This window comes from Nocardia sp. BSTN01 (assembly GCF_015354405.1).
Lineage (GTDB): Bacteria > Actinomycetota > Actinomycetes > Mycobacteriales > Mycobacteriaceae > Nocardia.
In genome coordinates, this window is the sequence record NZ_JADKYP010000022.1 from 86,285 (window position 1) to 103,785 (window position 17,501).

16 protein-coding genes are annotated in these 17,501 nt (G+C 67.7%); 4 read left to right on the top strand and 12 right to left on the bottom strand.

What is annotated here, in order from left to right; genetic code table 11:
- Window positions 1–122: 122 nt before the first annotated feature.
- The 4 genes from IRT45_RS19330 to IRT45_RS19345 all read right to left on the bottom strand — a co-directional run bounded on the left by IRT45_RS19330 (window position 123) and on the right by IRT45_RS19345 (window position 5,868).
- A complete protein-coding gene (locus tag IRT45_RS19330) occupies window positions 123–674 on the bottom strand; it encodes a DoxX family protein (RefSeq protein WP_194807246.1) in 552 nt (183 codons plus the stop codon).
- 188 nt (window positions 675–862) lie between these two features.
- Complete coding sequence (locus IRT45_RS19335) at window positions 863–2,227, bottom strand: NCS2 family permease (RefSeq protein WP_194807247.1); 1,365 nt, start codon at window positions 2,225–2,227, stop codon at window positions 863–865.
- Window positions 2,228–2,364: 137 nt separating this feature from the next.
- Window positions 2,365–5,025, bottom strand: coding sequence for an alpha-glucan family phosphorylase (gene glgP, locus IRT45_RS19340; RefSeq protein ID WP_194807248.1), 2,661 nt, complete (start codon window positions 5,023–5,025; stop codon window positions 2,365–2,367).
- An 81-nt stretch (window positions 5,026–5,106) separates the two neighbouring features.
- A complete protein-coding gene (locus tag IRT45_RS19345) occupies window positions 5,107–5,868 on the bottom strand; it encodes a dienelactone hydrolase family protein (RefSeq protein ID WP_194807249.1) in 762 nt (253 codons plus the stop codon).
- Window positions 5,869–6,056: 188 nt separating this feature from the next.
- Between IRT45_RS19345 and IRT45_RS19350 the strand changes: the two genes are divergently transcribed.
- Both IRT45_RS19350 and glgB read left to right on the top strand, forming a co-directional pair.
- Complete coding sequence (locus tag IRT45_RS19350) at window positions 6,057–8,060, top strand: alpha-1,4-glucan--maltose-1-phosphate maltosyltransferase (protein WP_194807250.1); 2,004 nt, start codon at window positions 6,057–6,059, stop codon at window positions 8,058–8,060.
- A 34-nt stretch (window positions 8,061–8,094) separates the two neighbouring features.
- Window positions 8,095–10,281: a 1,4-alpha-glucan branching protein GlgB gene (gene glgB, locus IRT45_RS19355; RefSeq protein WP_194807251.1), complete on the top strand. Its 2,187-nt coding sequence runs from the start codon at window positions 8,095–8,097 to the stop codon at window positions 10,279–10,281.
- Here glgB and IRT45_RS19360 read toward each other — a convergent pair.
- The 5 genes from IRT45_RS19360 to IRT45_RS19380 form a co-directional block, all read right to left on the bottom strand.
- Window positions 10,245–10,766 (bottom strand): hypothetical protein, encoded by a 522-nt coding sequence (locus tag IRT45_RS19360; RefSeq protein ID WP_194807252.1) that lies wholly within the window; start codon window positions 10,764–10,766, stop codon window positions 10,245–10,247. The two genes, glgB and IRT45_RS19360, sit on opposite strands and share 37 nt — an antisense overlap.
- A gap of 6 nt (window positions 10,767–10,772) precedes the next feature.
- Window positions 10,773–11,141, bottom strand: a complete 369-nt coding sequence (locus tag IRT45_RS19365; RefSeq protein WP_194807253.1) for an SSI family serine proteinase inhibitor — start codon at window positions 11,139–11,141, stop codon at window positions 10,773–10,775.
- A gap of 103 nt (window positions 11,142–11,244) precedes the next feature.
- Complete coding sequence (locus IRT45_RS19370; RefSeq protein ID WP_194807270.1) at window positions 11,245–12,093, bottom strand: tetratricopeptide repeat protein; 849 nt, start codon at window positions 12,091–12,093, stop codon at window positions 11,245–11,247.
- A gap of 61 nt (window positions 12,094–12,154) precedes the next feature.
- Window positions 12,155–12,508: a DUF3817 domain-containing protein gene (locus tag IRT45_RS19375; protein ID WP_036498619.1), complete on the bottom strand. Its 354-nt coding sequence runs from the start codon at window positions 12,506–12,508 to the stop codon at window positions 12,155–12,157.
- 70 nt (window positions 12,509–12,578) lie between these two features.
- Window positions 12,579–13,760 (bottom strand): acetyl-CoA C-acetyltransferase, encoded by a 1,182-nt coding sequence (locus IRT45_RS19380; RefSeq protein WP_223273639.1) that lies wholly within the window; start codon window positions 13,758–13,760, stop codon window positions 12,579–12,581.
- A gap of 156 nt (window positions 13,761–13,916) precedes the next feature.
- Here IRT45_RS19380 and mce point away from each other — a divergent pair, with 156 nt between their 5' ends.
- Both mce and IRT45_RS19390 read left to right on the top strand, forming a co-directional pair.
- Window positions 13,917–14,387: a methylmalonyl-CoA epimerase gene (gene mce / locus IRT45_RS19385; RefSeq protein WP_063001320.1), complete on the top strand. Its 471-nt coding sequence runs from the start codon at window positions 13,917–13,919 to the stop codon at window positions 14,385–14,387.
- Between the two features lie 86 nt (window positions 14,388–14,473).
- Window positions 14,474–15,466, top strand: a complete 993-nt coding sequence (locus IRT45_RS19390; protein WP_194807254.1) for a hypothetical protein — start codon at window positions 14,474–14,476, stop codon at window positions 15,464–15,466.
- A 103-nt stretch (window positions 15,467–15,569) separates the two neighbouring features.
- On the opposite strand, the gene IRT45_RS37030 is transcribed toward IRT45_RS19390, so the two are convergent.
- The 3 genes from IRT45_RS37030 to IRT45_RS19400 are packed head-to-tail and all read right to left on the bottom strand — an operon-like array spanning window position 15,570 to window position 17,359.
- The gene (locus IRT45_RS37030) at window positions 15,570–15,872 is read right to left on the bottom strand and encodes an ATP/GTP-binding protein (RefSeq protein WP_375540124.1); all 303 of its coding nucleotides are present in this window, start codon (window positions 15,870–15,872) and stop codon (window positions 15,570–15,572) included.
- An 8-nt stretch (window positions 15,873–15,880) separates the two neighbouring features.
- Window positions 15,881–16,570: an endonuclease NucS gene (nucS, locus tag IRT45_RS19395; RefSeq protein WP_194807255.1), complete on the bottom strand. Its 690-nt coding sequence runs from the start codon at window positions 16,568–16,570 to the stop codon at window positions 15,881–15,883.
- Between the two features lie 45 nt (window positions 16,571–16,615).
- Window positions 16,616–17,359, bottom strand: coding sequence for a rhomboid-like protein (locus IRT45_RS19400; RefSeq protein WP_194807256.1), 744 nt, complete (start codon window positions 17,357–17,359; stop codon window positions 16,616–16,618).
- Window positions 17,360–17,501: the final 142 nt, after the last annotated feature.

The window sequence follows — 17,501 nt, forward strand, 5'->3', positions numbered from 1 at the left end:
GGAAGTAAGTTGGCGGGCGATACTTCCGGTGCACCCCAATTCCCACATCGGAGTATCCGAGGTCCCCGCGTCGCGAACCCTGCACGCGACGTGGGGACACTCATATCGCCCGGCACGCGAACCTACTTCACCAGCAGCGTGATCACCGCGGCCACCACACCGATCACGACCGCGCCGACTCCCCACACGATGCCGTGCCGCTGCCACGGCCGCCCGTGATCGATCGAGAAGCGGCCCGGGCCGGTGAAGCCCAGCGCCACCGCGACCACCGCGAACAACAGCGCGGATTCGTATCCCTCGAGCCCGTGCGGCCAGGTCACATGCATCGCGTTGATCATGGTGCCGAGGACGATCGCGGCGGCCAGGGGCGTCACCAGCCCGAGGAACAGCAGACCGCCGCCGACCGCCTCACACAACCCGGCGAGCGTGGCGAAGAATTTTCCGGGGTCGTAATCCATGTGCTGGAATCCGGCGGCCGTCGCGGACAGGCCGGGGCCGTTGAACCAGCCGAAGAGCTTCTGAGTGCCGTGCACGAACAGCAGTCCGCCGAAGACCAGCCGCAACAGCAGCAGGCCGATATCGGCGGCGACCGGATCGGCCGCGGTCCGGAATTCCAGCGGGCGGGCGGCGGTCCGGGGCTCGGTATTGGCGGTCATGATCGTCGGAGTCCTCATCTCGTTAGTTGACGAAAGCAAAGCGGACCGCGGTCCGATTGATAACACGGTGACCAACCGAACCCGGTTCACGACTTATTCCGTAAGGCGTGCTCCGTGGGGCTCGTCCGGTAAGGCCTCGTTCGGTAAGACGAGGAATGCGCGCCGAACTCATCGGCGCCGGGCCAGGCGACCCGACCGGCGAAAACCTACTCGGCGAGGAAGAAGAAGTACGCGAGGAAGACCGCCATCAACACCCACATGACCGGGTGCACCTCACGCCCGCGCCGCCGCGCGACCATGACGACGGGATAGAAGGTCAGTCCCATCGCGATCCCGTTGGCGATCGAATAGGTCAGCGGCATCATGATCACGGTGATGAACGCCGGGATCGCGTATTCGAGCTTGCTCCAATCGATGTCACCGAGCGCCCGCGACATCAGCACGCCCACCACGATCAGCGCCGGCGCCGTCACCGCGGGGACATCGGCGACCACCGCGAAGATCGGGAAGAAGAACATCGCGGCCAGGAACCAGCCTGCGGTCGAGACCGCGGTGAGCCCGGTTCGCCCGCCCGCGCTGACGCCGGCCGTGGACTCGACATAGGCGGTGGTGGTCGAGGTGCCGATGATCGCGCCCGCGGCGGTGCCGATCGAATCGGCGGCCAGCGCCTGCGCGGCGCGCGGCAGTTTCCCGTCGGGTCCGAGCAGCCCGGCTTGGTTGGCGATCCCGATCAGCGTGCCCGAGGCGTCGAAGAAGTCGACGAACAGCATGGTCAGCACGACGATCGCCATCTGGCCGGTGAACGCGTGCGGCAGATTCACGATGGCCTGGCCGAAGGTCTGATCCAGTCCGTGCGGCAGCGCCATCACCTGATGCGGTAGATGCACCAGCCCGCTGACGATGCCGACGACCGTCGTGGAGACGATGCCGTACAGCACGGCGCCGTGCCAGCCGAGCACCAGGAAGACGACCGTCACCACCAATCCGAACAGCGCGAGCAGCGTGGTCCCCTTGGTGAAGTCACCCAGGTGGACGAAGGTCGCCGGATCGGAGACCACGATCCCGGCGTTCTTGAGACCGAGGAAGGCGACGAACATGCCGATCCCCGCGCCGACGGCCAGCTTCAGTTGCAGCGGAATCGCGTCGATGATCTTCTCGCGGATCTTGGTCACCGCGAGGATGAAGAAGATGATGCCCGACAGCAGCGTGCCCGACAGCGCCACCTGCCAGTCGATTCCCATTCCCAGCACGACCGAATAGGCGAAGAAGGCGTTCAACCCCATCCCGGGCGCGAGCGCGATCGGGTAGCGCGCCCACACCCCCATCACCAGCGTGCCCACCACCGCGGCCACCGCGGTCGCGGTGAACACCGCCTGGGTCGGAATGCCGCGCGATCCGAGCTGACCGTGGTCGCCGAGAACCGCCGGGTTGACCGCGAGCACATAGGACATCGCCAGGAAGGTGACGGTTCCCGCCATGAGCTCGCGCTTCATGGTCGATCCGAGCCGCTCGATTCCGAAGTAGGAATCGAGGCGTCCCTTGGACCGCGACAGGACGTCGACACTGCTCATCTGCTGCTCTCCACCCTCGCCCCGGACCGATCGGACTGTGCCGAGGGCACCGTATCGGTCTCCGACCGTTCGATGCCATTCAGATCGGCGAACATGTGGCAAATCACGCTCCCCGATCTTGCCGCTGACCAGAGGGTCTACGGTCGCGCCGCGGCGACCAGTCCGAGTTCCGCCGGGCCCGCCAGCAGAGGGTGTGTGGGCAGCACGCGGACGGTATACCCGACAGCACCGGAATGTGGCACCGGCGTGGTGACCGCGTACTGCTCGGTGCCGGCATCCGTCGAGAGGTGCTCCATGTCGACGACCTCCGTATCGGTCAGCTCGTCATCGGAACCGACCCGGCCCAGAACCGCCTGCACCACCACGTCGCCGGTGGGCAGACCGGCCAGATCGATGCGGGCCCGCAGCGACAGTTCCGCGCCGATCACCGGAATATCGGGCAGGCCGGAGCTGTCGACCTGAAGCACTTTCACCTGCGACCACACCCCCTCGAGGCGGCGGCGGTATTCGGCCAGCGCCCGCGCCCCGGCGAAGTCGCCGGCCGCGACCGCGGCATAGGACCCGGCGGCCGGGAGGTAGTAGCCGGTGGTGTAGTCGCGGACCATGCGCGAGGCGAGCACCTTCGGACCGAGGGTGCGCAGCGTGTGGCGCACCATTTCCATCCAGCGCACCGGCAGGCCGGATTCGTCGCGCTCGTAGAACCGCGGGAGCACCGAGCGCTGCAACATCTCGTACAGCGCGGCCGCCTCCAGATCGTCGCGCCGATGTTCGTCGCTGACGCCGTCGGCGGTCGGGATGGCCCAGCCGTTGTCGCCGTCGTACATCTCGTCCCACCAGCCGTCGCGGATGGAGAGGTTGAGCCCGCCGTTGAGTGCGGCCTTCATCCCGGACGTCCCGCAGGCCTCCAGCGGACGCAGCGGATTGTTCAACCACACATCGCAACCCCAGTACAGGTAGCGGGCCATCGACATGTCGTAATCGGGCAGGAACACGATCCGGTGCCGCACCGCCGGATCGTCGGCGAACCGCACCACCTGCTGGATCAGCGCCTTGCCCCCGTCGTCGGCGGGATGGCTCTTACCGGCGACCACCAGTTGCAGCGGTCGCTCCGGATCGAGCAACAGCGCGCGCAGCCGGTCGGGATCGCGCAGCATCAGCGTCAGCCGCTTGTAGGTGGGCACCCGTCGGGCGAAGCCGACGGTCAGCACACCGGGATCGAAAACCTCGTCCACCCAACCCAATTCGGCCGGTGCAGCGCCGCGTTCGAGCCACGATTCCCGCAGCCGGCGACGGACCTCGGCGACCAGTACCGCGCGCAGCGTCGCCCGGGTCTCCCACAGTTCGTGCAGATCCACGGACCGCAGCTGTCCCCCGCTGCGTGCCTCGGCGACGAGTTCGGGGCCCACGAGGTCGCGTGCTGTATCCACGGCGGCGCTCCCGGGTCCCTCCGTGGTTACGCTCGCTGCCTCCTCCGGGCCCGTCGCTCGTGCCGCGATGTCGATCCATTCGCGAGCCGCCCACGTCGGGGCGTGCACACCGTTGGTCACCGAGCCGATCGGCACCTCGGCTGCGTCGAATCCGGGCCACAGCGGCGCGAACATGTCGCGGCTGACCTCACCGTGCAATCGTGAAACACCGTTGGCGCGCTGGGCGAGTCGTAACCCGAGGTGGGCCATGTTGAACACCGAAGGATCGGCCTCACGTCCCAGCGCCAGGATCCGATCCACCGAAATCCCCGGCAACAGTGGCGATTCCCGTTCCCCGTGGGCGCCGCCGAAGTAACGGCGGACCAATCCGGCGGCGAACCGATCGATGCCCGCGGGCACCGGAGTATGGGTGGTGAAGACGGTCGCGGCCCGGACCGCGGTCAGCGCGGAGTCGAAATCCATTCCGCCCGCCATATATTCGCGGATCCGCTCGATCCCGAGGAATCCCGCGTGGCCCTCGTTCATATGCCAGACGTCCGGATCCGGCAGGCCGCGAGCCCGAGTGTAGGCGCGGACCGCGCGCACACCGCCGATTCCGGCCAGAATCTCCTGTTTGATGCGGTGGTCCTGGTCGCCGCCGTACAGCCGGTCGGTCACCGCGCGCAGTTCCGGATCGTTGTCGCCGATATCGGAATCGAGCAGCAGCAACGGAATTCGTCCCACCTGAGCGATCCACACCCGGGCGCGCAGTACCCGGCCCTCGGGCATGGGCACGTGGACGAGCACCGGCGCGCCCTCCTCGGCCAGCAGCCGCAGCGGCAGGCCTTGCGGATCGAGGTCGGGATAGCGTTCGGCCTGCCAGCCGTCGGCGGTGAGCGACTGCCGGAAGTAGCCGGATCGATACAGCAGGCCGACGCCGATCAGCGGCAATCCCAGATCCGAGGCCGCCTTGAGATGGTCGCCGGCCAGAATCCCCAGGCCGCCCGAATAATTCGGCAGCACCTCGGTCACACCGAATTCCATGGAGAAATAGGCGATACCGCGCGGCGCCGGGGTTTCCGGCTCCGCGGCGATATGTTCGGCGAACCAGCGGGGTCTGGTCAGATAGTCCCGCAGGTCGGCCTGCGCGGCGTCGACGGCCGCCTGATAATCGGGATCCGCGGCCCACTCGTCGAGCCGGTCCGCGTCCACCTCACCGAGCATCCGCACCGGATCGCGCCCGACCCGCACCCACAACTCGGGATCCAGCTGCGCGAACACATCCTGAGTGGGCCCGTGCCATGACCACCGCAGATTGGCGGCCAGCTCACCGAGGGCGGCCAGCCGCTGCGGCAGATGGGCACGGACGGTGAAACGACGCAATGCCTTCACCGGGTAGACCCTACACGGCGGCACCGGCCCGTCCGCCGCACGCCAAGGCCGAGCCAGCGCGCTGACCTGCTGCGAAAGGTGTCATCCCCGCAGCGTCCGATCGAGCAGGGCCAGCAGTTCGCGCCGGTGCCGCTCGTCGGCTTCGCGGTCGTAGGCCGCGGTGTCGGTCTGGGTGTAACCGTGGTGTGCGCCGGGGTAGACCTCGGTGCGGTAACGCACTCCGGCCGCGGCGAGAGCCTTGTCGAACGTCTCGATCTGTTCCGGCGTCAGCGAGCGGTCCTGGTCGGCATGGCCGAAATACATCTCGGCCGTGGCCTTCTCGACGGCCAGATGCGGGCTGTCGGGGCCGTCGACCACCAATCCGCCGGTGTGGAACCCGGCCGCGGCCGCGATCCGGTCACCGAACGCGCCGGCCGTGTACACCGCCAACCGGCCGCCCATGCAATAGCCGGCCGTGGCGATCGGTCCGTCGGCCGTGTGCTCGAACGCGGTGAGCCAGTCCAGATAGGCGCCGGCATCGCGGACCACGAGATCCGGGGTGAGCTCCCGCAGCATCGGGACGATCGTGGCGAACAGGTCCGGACGCTGCTGCGGGTCGATGAAATCGGGCAGCTCGAGCAGCGGCGCCCGGCCGTGCCGGTAGAAGACGTTGGGGACCAGCACGGTGTATCCGGCCGCGGCGAAATCGTCGGCCAGTGCGCGCAGACTCGGACGTAGGCCGAACGCGTCCATGTACAGCAGCACACCGGGATACCTCCCGCCCGTCGCGGGATGGGTGACGTACGCGTCGGCGACACCGTCGGGTGTCGTGATCTCCACGGTCTGCCCCTGCACTGCTGTCATGCGAGATTCCCTTTCTCTCGGCTCTCCCGGCGAATTCGATCGTGCCGGCCGTTCGCACCGCACCGGCGTCCACCAGAAACGGAACCAACGCCCCGGAAAGTCTGCCACGGGCCTGTCCGGCCCGCAATCGCGCAGGCCCGCGTCGCGCGTGTTCGTGGTCGCCCTCGAACACCGGTACGGTTGGTGCCGTGACCGGTCGCATCGCCATCGATGACACCGCCCCGGCCGTCGCGGGCGGATATTCGGCCAAGGCCGTCGTCGGCGAGGTGGTCCCGGTGCGGGCCGTGGTGTGGCGCGAGGGTCACGACGCGGTGGCGGCCACCCTGGCCGTGCGCGGACCGGGCGGCGGCCGCACCCAGCGGATCCGGATGGCGCCCGAGTTCGAACCCGATGTCTTCAATGCGGTGTTCACCCCGAATACGCCGGGGCTGTGGACCTTTCGCGTGGAAGGCTGGGGCGATCCGATCACCGGATGGCGGGCCGCGGTCGAGGCGAAACTCGCCGTCGGCCAGAGCGCCGCGGATCTGGCCAACGATCTCGAGATCGGCGCCCGGCTGTTCGAACGGGCGGCACAGGCGGTCCCGAAACGCCAGTGGGAGAAACTGCGCGCCGCCGCGGCCGCGCTGCGCAGCGATGCGCAACTGCCGGCGCGGGTGGCGCCCGCCTTCAGCGCCGAGGTGGCCGAGATCCTGCGCGAGACGCCACTGCGCGACCTGGTGACCCGCGGTCCGGCCCACACGGTGCTGGTCGAGCGGCGGCGCGCGCTGGTCGGCTCGTGGTACGAATTCTTCCCCCGCTCCACCGGCGGCTGGGACGCCGACGGCAATCCGGTGCACGGTACCTTCGCCACCGCGACGAAGGAACTGCCACGCATCGCGGCCATGGGTTTCGACGTCGTCTACCTGCCGCCGATCCACCCGATCGGCACCGTGAATCGCAAGGGCCCCAACAACTCTCTGACATGCGGGCCCGACGATTTCGGCTCCCCGTGGGCGATCGGATCGGCCGAGGGCGGCCACGACGCGGTCCATCCACTGCTGGGGACCGAGGCGGATTTCGCCGAATTCGTCCGTGCCGCAGGTGAACTCGGCCTGGAAGTGGCACTGGATCTGGCGCTGCAGTGCGCGCCCGACCATCCGTGGGTGCGCAGCCATCCGGAATGGTTCACCACTTTGCCCGACGGCACCATCGCGTTCGCGGAGAATCCGCCGAAGAAGTATCAGGACATCTACCCGCTGGATTTCGACAACGATCCGGATGGGTTGTATGCCGCGGTCCTGGGTGTCGTGCGGCACTGGATCGCGCTGGGCGTCACGATTTTCCGGGTCGACAATCCACACACCAAACCGGCCGACTTCTGGGAATGGCTGATCGCGCAGGTGCGCCGGACCGATCCCGACGTGATCTTCCTGTCCGAGGCATTCACCCGCCCGGCCCGCCTCTACGGCCTGGCCCGGCGCGGATTCTCCCAGTCCTATACGTATTTCACCTGGCGCACCGGCGCCTACGAACTGGCCGAATTCGGTCGCGAACTCGCCGCCAAGGCCGACGAGGCCCGGCCCAATCTGTTCGTCAACACTCCCGATATCCTGCACGAGAGCCTGCAGCACGGCGGTCCGGGCATGTTCGCCGTGCGCGCCGTGCTCGCTGCCACGCTGGGTCCGAGCTGGGGAATGTACTCCGGTTTCGAACTTTTCGAACATCGGGCGGTGCGCCCCGGCAGCGAGGAATATCTCGATTCGGAGAAATACCAGCTGCGCCCGCGACGATTCGCCGAGGCCGCGGCGCGCGGTGAATCGCTGGAACCGCTCATCACCCGGCTGAACGAGATTCGCCGGGCACATCCGGCACTACAACAGGTGCGCTGCATCACCTTTCACCACGTCGACAACGAGGCGCTGCTGGCGTATTCGAAGGTCGATCCGAGCTCCGGGGACGCGGTGCTGGTCGTGGTCAACCTCAATCCGTTCGGCGCCGAGGACGGCATGATCTCGCTCGATATGCCGGCCATCGGGCGGGAATGGCACGATCGCCCGACGGTCCACGACGAGATCAGCGGCGAGGAATACCACTGGGCGCAAACCAATTACGTGCGGCTGGATCCGGTGCGAGCACCCGCCCACATCCTCGCACTCCCAGCGATTTCCGCGGCCGCTCGCACCGAATTGGCCTACCGCAGGACATTCCGGTGACCGCACGCCGGACCACCGCCCGGCGGCCGCGCCGATGAATCGGCGTGATCTGATGCTGCTGGCCGCCGGCACCCACACCGACCCGCACACGGTCCTCGGCGCGCATCCGCATCCCGACGGAACGGTGATCAGAACCCTTCGGCCCCACGCCGATTCGGTGTCGGCCCGCATCGGCGGCGACGATCATCCGCTGCACCACATCGGCCACGGCGTCTTCGAGGGCGTGGTCGGATTTCCGGATCTGTGGGACTACCGGCTGGTCGTGGCGTATCCGGGCAGCCGGACCGTCCTCACCGCCGACGGATACCGCTTCCTGCCTACGGTCGGCGAACTCGATCTGCACCTGCTCGGCGAGGGGCGGCATCGACGGCTCTGGGAGGTACTCGGCGCCCATCCGCGCCGCTACACCACCCTCGACGGCGAGGTCACCGGCACGTCGTTCGCGGTATGGGCGCCGAATGCGCGCGGTGTCACCGTCTTCGGCGATTTCGACAGCTGGAGTGGAACGAGTACGCCGATGCGCCGGCTCGGATCGTCCGGGGTGTGGGAGGTGTTCGTCCCCGGCGTCGCGGCGGGCACGCGATACAAATATCGCGTCCACGGCGCCGACGGGCGGACCGTCGACCACGCCGATCCCCTGGCCTTCGCCGCCGAAACCCCGCCCGCGACGGCATCGGTCGTCACCGACACCACTCACCGGTGGTCGGATCAGGACTGGTGCGCCGCCCGCGCCCGGCGCGACCCCACTCGCGAGCCGATGAGCATCTACGAGGTTCATCTCGGCTCGTGGCGGCCCGGGCTCGACTATCGCAGCGCCGCCGAACAGCTCGCGGAATACGTTCGGGCCCAAGGTTTCACCCACGTGGAACTGCTGCCCGTCGCGGAACACCCGTTCGGCGGCTCCTGGGGGTACCAGGTCACCTCCTACTACGCGCCGACCGCCCGCTTCGGCTCCCCCGACGATTTCCGCGCGTTCGTCGATCACCTGCATGCCCACGGCATCGGCGTCGTCCTCGACTGGGTGCCCGGCCACTTCCCACGCGACGAATGGGCCCTGGCCCGCTTCGACGGCACCGCCCTCTACGAACATCCCGATCCTCGTCGCGGCGAGCAATTGGAGTGGGGCACCTACATTTTCGACTACGGCCGCAACGAGGTGCGCAACTTCCTGGTCGCGAACGCGCGGTTCTGGCTCGAGGAGTTCCATATCGACGGGCTGCGCGTCGACGCCGTCGCCTCGATGCTGTACCTGGACTATTCGCGTCCGCCCGGCGGCTGGGAGCCGAATGTGCACGGCGGACGGGAGAATCTGGAGGCCGTCGCCTTCCTGCGCGAACTGAACGCCGCCGTCCACGCCGATCATCCCGGCGTGGTGACCATCGCCGAGGAATCCACCACCTGGCCGGGAGTCACCCGGTCCACGGAGGTCGGCGGGCTGGGCTTCACCCTGAAATGGAATATGGGCTGGATGCACGACACGCTCGGCTACCTCGGGCGCGATCAGGTGCATCGCAGCTGGCACCACAACGAGATCACGTTCTCGGCGGTCTACGCGTGGAGTGAGAACTATCTGCTGCCGATCAGCCACGACGAGGTGGTGCACGGCAAGGGCACGCTGTGGACCCGCATGCCCGGCGACGACTACGCCAAAGCCTGCGGCGTCCGCGCGGTCCTGGCCTACATGTGGGCACATCCGGGTAAACAACTGCTGTTCATGGGCCAGGAGTTCGGCCAGTTCCGGGAGTGGTCACACGACCGCGGGCTGGACTGGGACGAACTCGCCAACCCGCTGCACGACGGTATCCGCGTCCTCGTCGCCGATCTCAACGCCGCCTACCGCGCCCACCCCGCGCTGTGGACGCAGGACACCGCGCCCGGCGGTTACGCCTGGATCGAGGCCGACGACCACGTCCACAACGTGCTCGCCTTCCTGCGCTACGGCACCGATGGCTCGGTCGTGGCCTGCGTCTTCAACTTCTCCGGTATCGAACACCGCGACTACCGCATCGGACTGCCCGTTCCCGGCACCTGGCACGAAATCCTCAACACCGACGCCACCCCCTACGGCGGCAGCGGCACCGGAAACCTCGGCGCGGTATCGGCGTCGGCCTGTCCCTCGCACGGCCGGCCCTACTCGGCGGAGGTCACCATCGCACCCAACAGCGCCGTCTGGCTGACGCCTGATCACCACCGCAGCATCGGCAACGGCCGCAACGGATGACGCAGCGCCCACCGCGCGGCGCTGTGGGCCAGAAACCGATGAAAGCCGTGATACGGCAGCGCGGCGACGACGGCACGTACCTCGGCCCGGGGCACACCGCCGCGCAGGAGGCCGCCGCTGACGTCGATACGGTCCGCGATCCGGAAGGTCTCGGTGATCGGATCCTCCACCGCGCGTACCCGGTGATGGTCGAGCACCATCCGCCGGACCGCCTCGAGGTCGGAGATTCCGAACTCGGCCGCGCACTCCTCGGCCAGTGCGGCGGAGGGCGCCAGATAGTCGAAGGTCCCGGCGGTCCAGATGCCGAGGTCGTGCACGGCCCACGCGAGCACCGCCGCATCGGGCAGCGGGGTATCGAGCAGCGCCCGGTGGTAGTTGAGGCAGCGCAGCACGTGGTTGCGGTATGTCGTCAGATCGTCGCCCAGGTGGTCGCGGTGCCGGTCGAGGACCGCGGTGACGATCGGATGCTCGGTTCGCACGGCCATCCGGGCTCAGAACTTCCAAGGCGCCGGCAGGTCCGGGACCACGCACCCATAGGTGTGCTCGATCGACACCGGAGTGCCGCGAACCGTGCCGTGCGCGCGCAACTCCACCGGGTAGTACCGGAAGCAGCGGACTCCGGAATCCGAATCCGGGAGCGTCAGTTCGGCATCGGCCAGATACGCGCAGGCCGCGGAGGCCTCGGGATGTGAGCCGCCGATCGGATCGCAGGTCAACGTGACGGTGCGAGGCGAACGGTCGGGTTCGGTGCGGGTGAAGATCAGTCGGGTGGCCGCATCGTGGGCCGCGGCGCTGCTCGCCGGCAGCAGCATTGCCGCGGCGCATGCGGCGCCGATCAGACCACGCGTCGTTGTCTTCACACCGGCCTCCCGTCCCCACGCCGACGGCGGATTCCGCCGGCGCCTGCGCCGATTATCGGTCGTCGCGGCCGATCGGTCGATCACCGCGACGACCGGGCGCGGCTCAGTACAGTGCCGTCGCCAGCTTGCGCCGGGCCGCTACCACGACCGGATCGGCGGTGTCGAACAGCTCGAACAGCTCGACCAGCCGGGTCCGCACGCGATTGCGGTCGTCGCCCGCGGTCCGCTTGATCAACCCGATCAGCCGATCGAAGGCGGCATCGGGCTGCTGATTGAACAGTTCCGCATCGGCGGCGGTGAAGGCGGCGTCGATATTGCCCGGATCGGCGTCGGCCACCGCGATCGCGTCGGCCGGCAGTTCGCGGGCACGGCCGAAGAATCGGACCTGCCGCAGCGCCGCCTTGGCCTCCTCATTGCCCGGTTCGGCGGCGAGGATCGCCTCGTAGGCGGCCTCGGCCCCGGCGATGTCACCGCGATCGAGCGCCTCCTCGGCGGCCACGAACCGCGGATCCTCCGGTGCGGGCGCCTGGCCCTGATCGTCACCGGCGCCGGGAAGTTTGCCCCGCACCGCGTCGACGACCGCGGCAAGCCACTGCTTGACCTGTTCCTCGGGCTGCGAGCCCTGGAAATCGGCCAGCGGCTGCCCGGCGGCCACCGCGATCACGGTCGGAATGCCCTGCACTCCGAAGGCCTGCGCGATCCGCATATTCGGCTCGGCCTCGATGGTGGCCAGCTCCCAGCTGCCCCCGGCGCTGCCGACCAGCCGCTCGAACAGCTTGACCAGTTCGACACTTCCCGGGCTGCGCTGCGAATACAGGACGACGACAACCGGCACCTCGAGCGATCGTCGCAGCACCTTGGTCTCGAAATCGGCCTCGGTGACGGCGTGATCGCCCGGAACGTCCGTGGCGGACGGCTGTTTCAGAGCGGACAGATCCACCGCGCCGGACATGGCGGCGGCAGCGGCGGGCGAGGGACGACGTGCAGCAGGTCGAGTCACGACATCCAGTTTGTCACGACGCGGCGGGCGCCGGGGTCGCGGCCGGGCTCAGCTCTCCCAATTGTCCGGTCCGAATCGCCCAGCGCTCGAACCAGACCGAGGTGAACGGCACCACCGTCGACACCAGACCCAGCAGGATCGTCTTGCCGGGCCATTCGTATTCGCGCCAGGCCAGCAGCAGGCTCACCGCGTACAGCAGGAAGATGATGCCGTGCAGCATGCCGAACACCATCACCGGCCAGGTGATGGGTTCGGGCAGCCGCTTGAGCACCGAACCGAGCAGCAACAGCGCCCACGACGGCGCTTCCAGCAGTCCGAACAGACGCACCCGCTTGGCCACGGTGCTCACGTCGAAGAATTCGCCCATGGCCACCATTGTGCCCAACGACTACGCAGCGTCGTAGTAGGTGTGGGTCATGCCACAGCGCGAACCGAGGTCAGACGCGGACGATGAGGGCGTCGCCCTGGCCGCCGCCACCACACAGCGCGGCCGCACCCACACCGCCACCGCGGCGCTGCAACTCCAGCGCCAGGTGCAGCACGATCCGCGCGCCCGACATACCCAGCGGGTGACCGATCGCGATCGCACCACCGTTGACGTTGACCTTCTCCGGATCGATCCCCAGCTTGCGGGTCGAGGCGATCCCGACCGCCGCGAACGCCTCGTTGATCTCCACCAGATCCAGATCCGCCGGCGAGATACCTTCCTTCGCGCAGGCTTTCGCGATCGCGTTCGCGGGCTGGTCCTGCAGCGTGGAATCCGGACCGGCCACCACACCCGCGGCCCCGATCTCCGCGATCCAGCTCAACCCCAGCTCCTGAGCCTTCGCCTTGCTCATCACGACCACCGCGGCCGCACCATCGGAAATCTGCGACGCCGACCCCGCGGTGATCGTGCCGTCCTTGGCGAACGCGGGACGCAGCTTGCCCAGCGACTCCACCGTCGTATCCGCGCGCACGCCCTCGTCCTCGCTCACCACGATCGGGTCGCCCTTGCGCTGCGGCACCGACACCGGCACGACCTCGTCGGTGAACACACCGTTCTTCCACGCCGCGGCGGCCTTCTGATGCGAGGCGGCGGCGAACGCGTCTTGCTCGGCGCGCCCGATCCCGTCACCGGCGTTGCGGGACTCGGTCAGCGCACCCATCGCCTGATCGGTGAAGATGTCGTGCAGCCCGTCGTAGGCCATGTGGTCACGCAACGTGACATCGCCGTATTTGAAGCCCTCCCGCGACTTCTCCAGCATGTGCGGGGCCCGGCTCATCGACTCCTGACCACCGGCCACCACGATCTCGTACTCACCGGCGCGAATCAGCTGATCCGCCAACGCGATCGCATTGATACCCGACAAACACACCTTGTTCAGCGTCAACGCCGGCACATCCATCGGAATACCACCCGCGACCGCGGCCTGACGCGCCGGAATCTGACCAGCGCCAGCGGTCAGCACCTGACCCATGATCACGTAATCGACCTGCTCGGGCGCCACCCCACCACGCTCGAGCGCCGCCTTGATCGCGAAACCACCCAGATCCGAACCGGAGAACCCGGACAACCCACCGAGCAACCGACCGACCGGAGTACGGGCGCCGGAAACAATCACAGAGGTGGTGGCCACGATGAACCTCGCTTCTCGCATTCAGGGACGCAGCGGCGAGCCGCTCACGCACTCGGTGGCGGGCCGCCCTCGTACTCGACGACGGGCCGCTCTCGTACTCAACGGTAACCCGTCCCGTCGCGGCAGCTCCAGGTAGGTGCGCGCTACCTTCGTAGAGTGAGCACTACCGATACGTCCGCGTTCATTCCCGCCGATTACGTCATCGCCGTCGACCACGTCGGCATCGCCGTGCCCGATCTCGATACCGCCGTGGCGTGGTATTCGGACAATCTCGGCATGGTCGAAACCCATCGCGAGGTCAACGAGGCCCAGGGTGTGCACGAGGCGATGCTGTCGCTGCCCGGTTCCGGCGACGACGCCACTGCTCTGCAGTTGCTGGCGCCGCTGAACGAGGAGTCCACCATCGCCAAGTTCATCGGCCGCAACGGCCCCGGATTGCAGCAACTGGCCTACCGCGTGACCGATATCGACGCGGTAGCTACCTTCCTGCGAGGCCGCGGCGTCCGTTTGCTGTACGACGCCCCCCGCGCCGGTACCGCGAACTCGCGGATCAATTTCATCCACCCCAAGGATGCTGGCGGTGTGCTCGTCGAACTAGTCGAACCGGCCGCGAATCCTACTCACTAGTACCGCAATACGGCCACGGAAACTGTTCATAACGACATTCGCAGTCGACTCACCATGGTGGGTCGACAGGCTGTAGTTTGTGGGGCATGTCGTCCACTGAGCCCGATCGCAATCGCTTCGTCGCGTTGCCTTTCACGGTAGTACGTAAAGGCTACGACCGTGACGAAGTACGCAATTACTTCGACCGTTTCGATGCCGAGCTGAGGGTCACCGCAACAGATCGCGATGCCGCCGCCGCTCAGGCCCGTAACCTGGCCGCCCAGCTGGAGGACGCCCGCGACGAGATCGATGAGCTTCGCAAGGAAGTAGATCGCCTGTCGGTTCCGCCCACCACCGCGGAAGGCATGAGCGACCGAATCTCCCGGATGCTGCGATTGGCATCCGACGAGGCGTCCGAGGTCCGCGCGCAGGCGCAGGCCGAGGCCGCCGAGATGATCTCCATCGCGGAGCAGCAGGCCACCGAGATGCGTGGCAAGTACGAATCCCTGCTGGCCGAGACCAAGGAGAAGCGCGAGGCGCTCGAGGTCGAATTCGAGCAGACGCTGTCGAACGCGCGCGCCGAATCGGCCAAGATCGTCGAGGCCGCCCAGGCCGATGCCACCCGCATCACCAAGGAGGCCGAGGCCAAGCGCAAGGCCGCCCAGCAGGACTTCGAGGCCACGATGGCCGAGAAGCGGACCAAGCTGACCAAGGCCATGGAGGAGCTGGAGGCATCCAGCCGCTCCGACGCCGCCCAGCGCATCAAGGAGGCCACCGACGAGGCCAACCGCCTGGTCACCTCCGCCACCCAGTCCGCCGATCGCAAGATCGCGCACGCCAAGGAACTGGCCGAGGAAATGCGCGTGCTGCGCGGCCGAGTTCTGGCCCAGCTGTTGGGTATTCGCGGCCAGCTCGATTCGGTCCCGGCCATGCTGGCCGCGGTCAACCGCGAGAGCGAACTGCTCGACGGTGCACCGGAGCAGCGTTCGCTGTCCGGTAAGCAGTCCGGAGCCGGCCGGCAGAAGGCCATCCCCGAGGTCAAGGCGGAAAACGAAGAGTCCGTCGACGAAGAGCGCGAAAGCGCCGAAGTCTCGAGCTGACAACACGCGCCACCCCCTCAGGGCGACAACATTCACCACCCGTTTCGAGGCCGCTCCCGCACCGCGGGGGCGGCCTTCTCTATCCCCGCACCCGGCCCCCGGGTTACGACCAACGCCGCGTGATCGTGCGGGTGTGCCGCCCGCGCCAGCAGCCGGAATGCCAATGCCGGCGGTCGTTTTCGCCGCCCTCGGCGGGCCAGGCCACGATATGCGCTGTGCCCGGCGGGATCTCGTGATCGCAGCCGGGGCACCGATAGGTCTTCACCGCACGCGAACCCGGAATCGTGCGCACCACAAAGATTTCCGCGCCGCCGGGCCCGTCCTCGGTGCGCCCGAAGACGTCACCGATCGGTCGCGGATCCCGGGGGAGCCGCGACGATTTCGGACGAGGTTTCCGGCGTGCCACGAGCGCCCTCAGAACAACCGGAATTCGGTACTGTCGGTGCCGCGCAGGGCATCGTAATCAAGTGTGACGCAGCGGATCCCGCGATCGGTGGCCAGGGTCCGCGCCTGCGGTTTGATCTGTTGTGCGGCGAAGACACCGGTGACCGGTGCCAGCAGCGGATCCCGGTTGAGCAGTTCCAGATACCGGGTGAGCTGCTCCACCCCGTCGATCTCGCCGCGGCGTTTGATCTCGACCGCCACGGTGGCGCCGTCGGCGTCACGACACAGGATGTCCACGGGGCCGATCGCCGTCATGTATTCGCGCCGGATCAGCGTATAACCGTCACCCAGCGTGCCGATGTGCTCGGCGAGCAGCTCCTGCAGATGCGCTTCCACGCCGTCTTTCACGAGCCCGGGATCCACGCCCAGCTCGTGCGCGGAGTCGTGTTCGATGTCCTCGACGGTGATCCGCAGCTCCTCACCGGCTTTGTTGGTCACCACCCACAGCAGAGAGCCGTCGGGCATCGTCTCGACATCGGTCTCACGCTCCTCCAGCCAGCACGGCGGGCTCATCCAGTTCAGCGGTTTGTAGGAACCGCCGTCGGAATGCACCAGCACCGAACCGTCCGCTTTCATCATCAGCAGCCGACGGGCCATCGGGAGATGTGCGGTGAGCCGACCCACGTAATCGACCTGGCAACGAGCAATCACAAGGCGCACCGGTCGAGTTTAGGCCCTCGCCGAGACCGCTTGCGCGCGGGGCGATCAGCCGACGAGCAGGATGTACCCGAGTACGGCCGCGACCACGAGCAGACCCATCTCGAACCGGTTGAGCCGGTGTGCGTGGACATGACCGCTGCGCAGCAGCAACCACCCGGTCAGCAGGCCGATCGTCAGGGCGATCAGATGCCCGACGTTGGTGAAGGTATGGCCCATGATGACGCCCGCGACGGCGACCGCGCCCAGCGAGATCGCCCATGTGGGTCGCCACTTGGCGGGCAGGACCACGATCAGCGATCCGATGACCGCCATCGCGCCGTAGCTGACCCCGACGTCCTCGGCGAGGGAAATACTCGTCGGCAGCCATTTCACGCTCACCGCTACCCACAGGCCGCCGGCGACGACGAGCGTGGCGCCGATATGACCGGCGAGGAAGATGCGCAGCAGCGACAGCGCCCCGAAGCGCCATTCCGCCAGAATGAGCAGACAGACCAGTAGCGGGATGAGCAGAGCGCCCGCGGTGCCGTCGCCGATCACGAACGCGCTCGAGAAGAGGGTGCCGAATCGGCCGGCCAGCAGGTTGTGCAGATTGGTGCTCGCATGCTGGATGACGCGGGTCTGCTGCGTATCGCTGAGCACGGACACCAGCACGGTCACCGCGATGAGCAGAGCGCCGTAGCTGTAGGTCATCGGCAGCTTGAATCGATCCCGCAGCGTGAGGGAACGGCCGGCCTGTACGGGGCCGGACTCCAGTGCTGACTGTGTGGCCGGCTCCTGGAGTAGAACCATTCGGATCACCTTCCGCTACCAGACCGGTACCGCGTGCACCGGGTCGACACCTTCCATGATCCCGATCGATCTCCCGAATGGTGTCAGGCTTACTTAGGAAAGTCCTGTGAACCCGGGGATACCCACCCGAATCGTTCTCAAA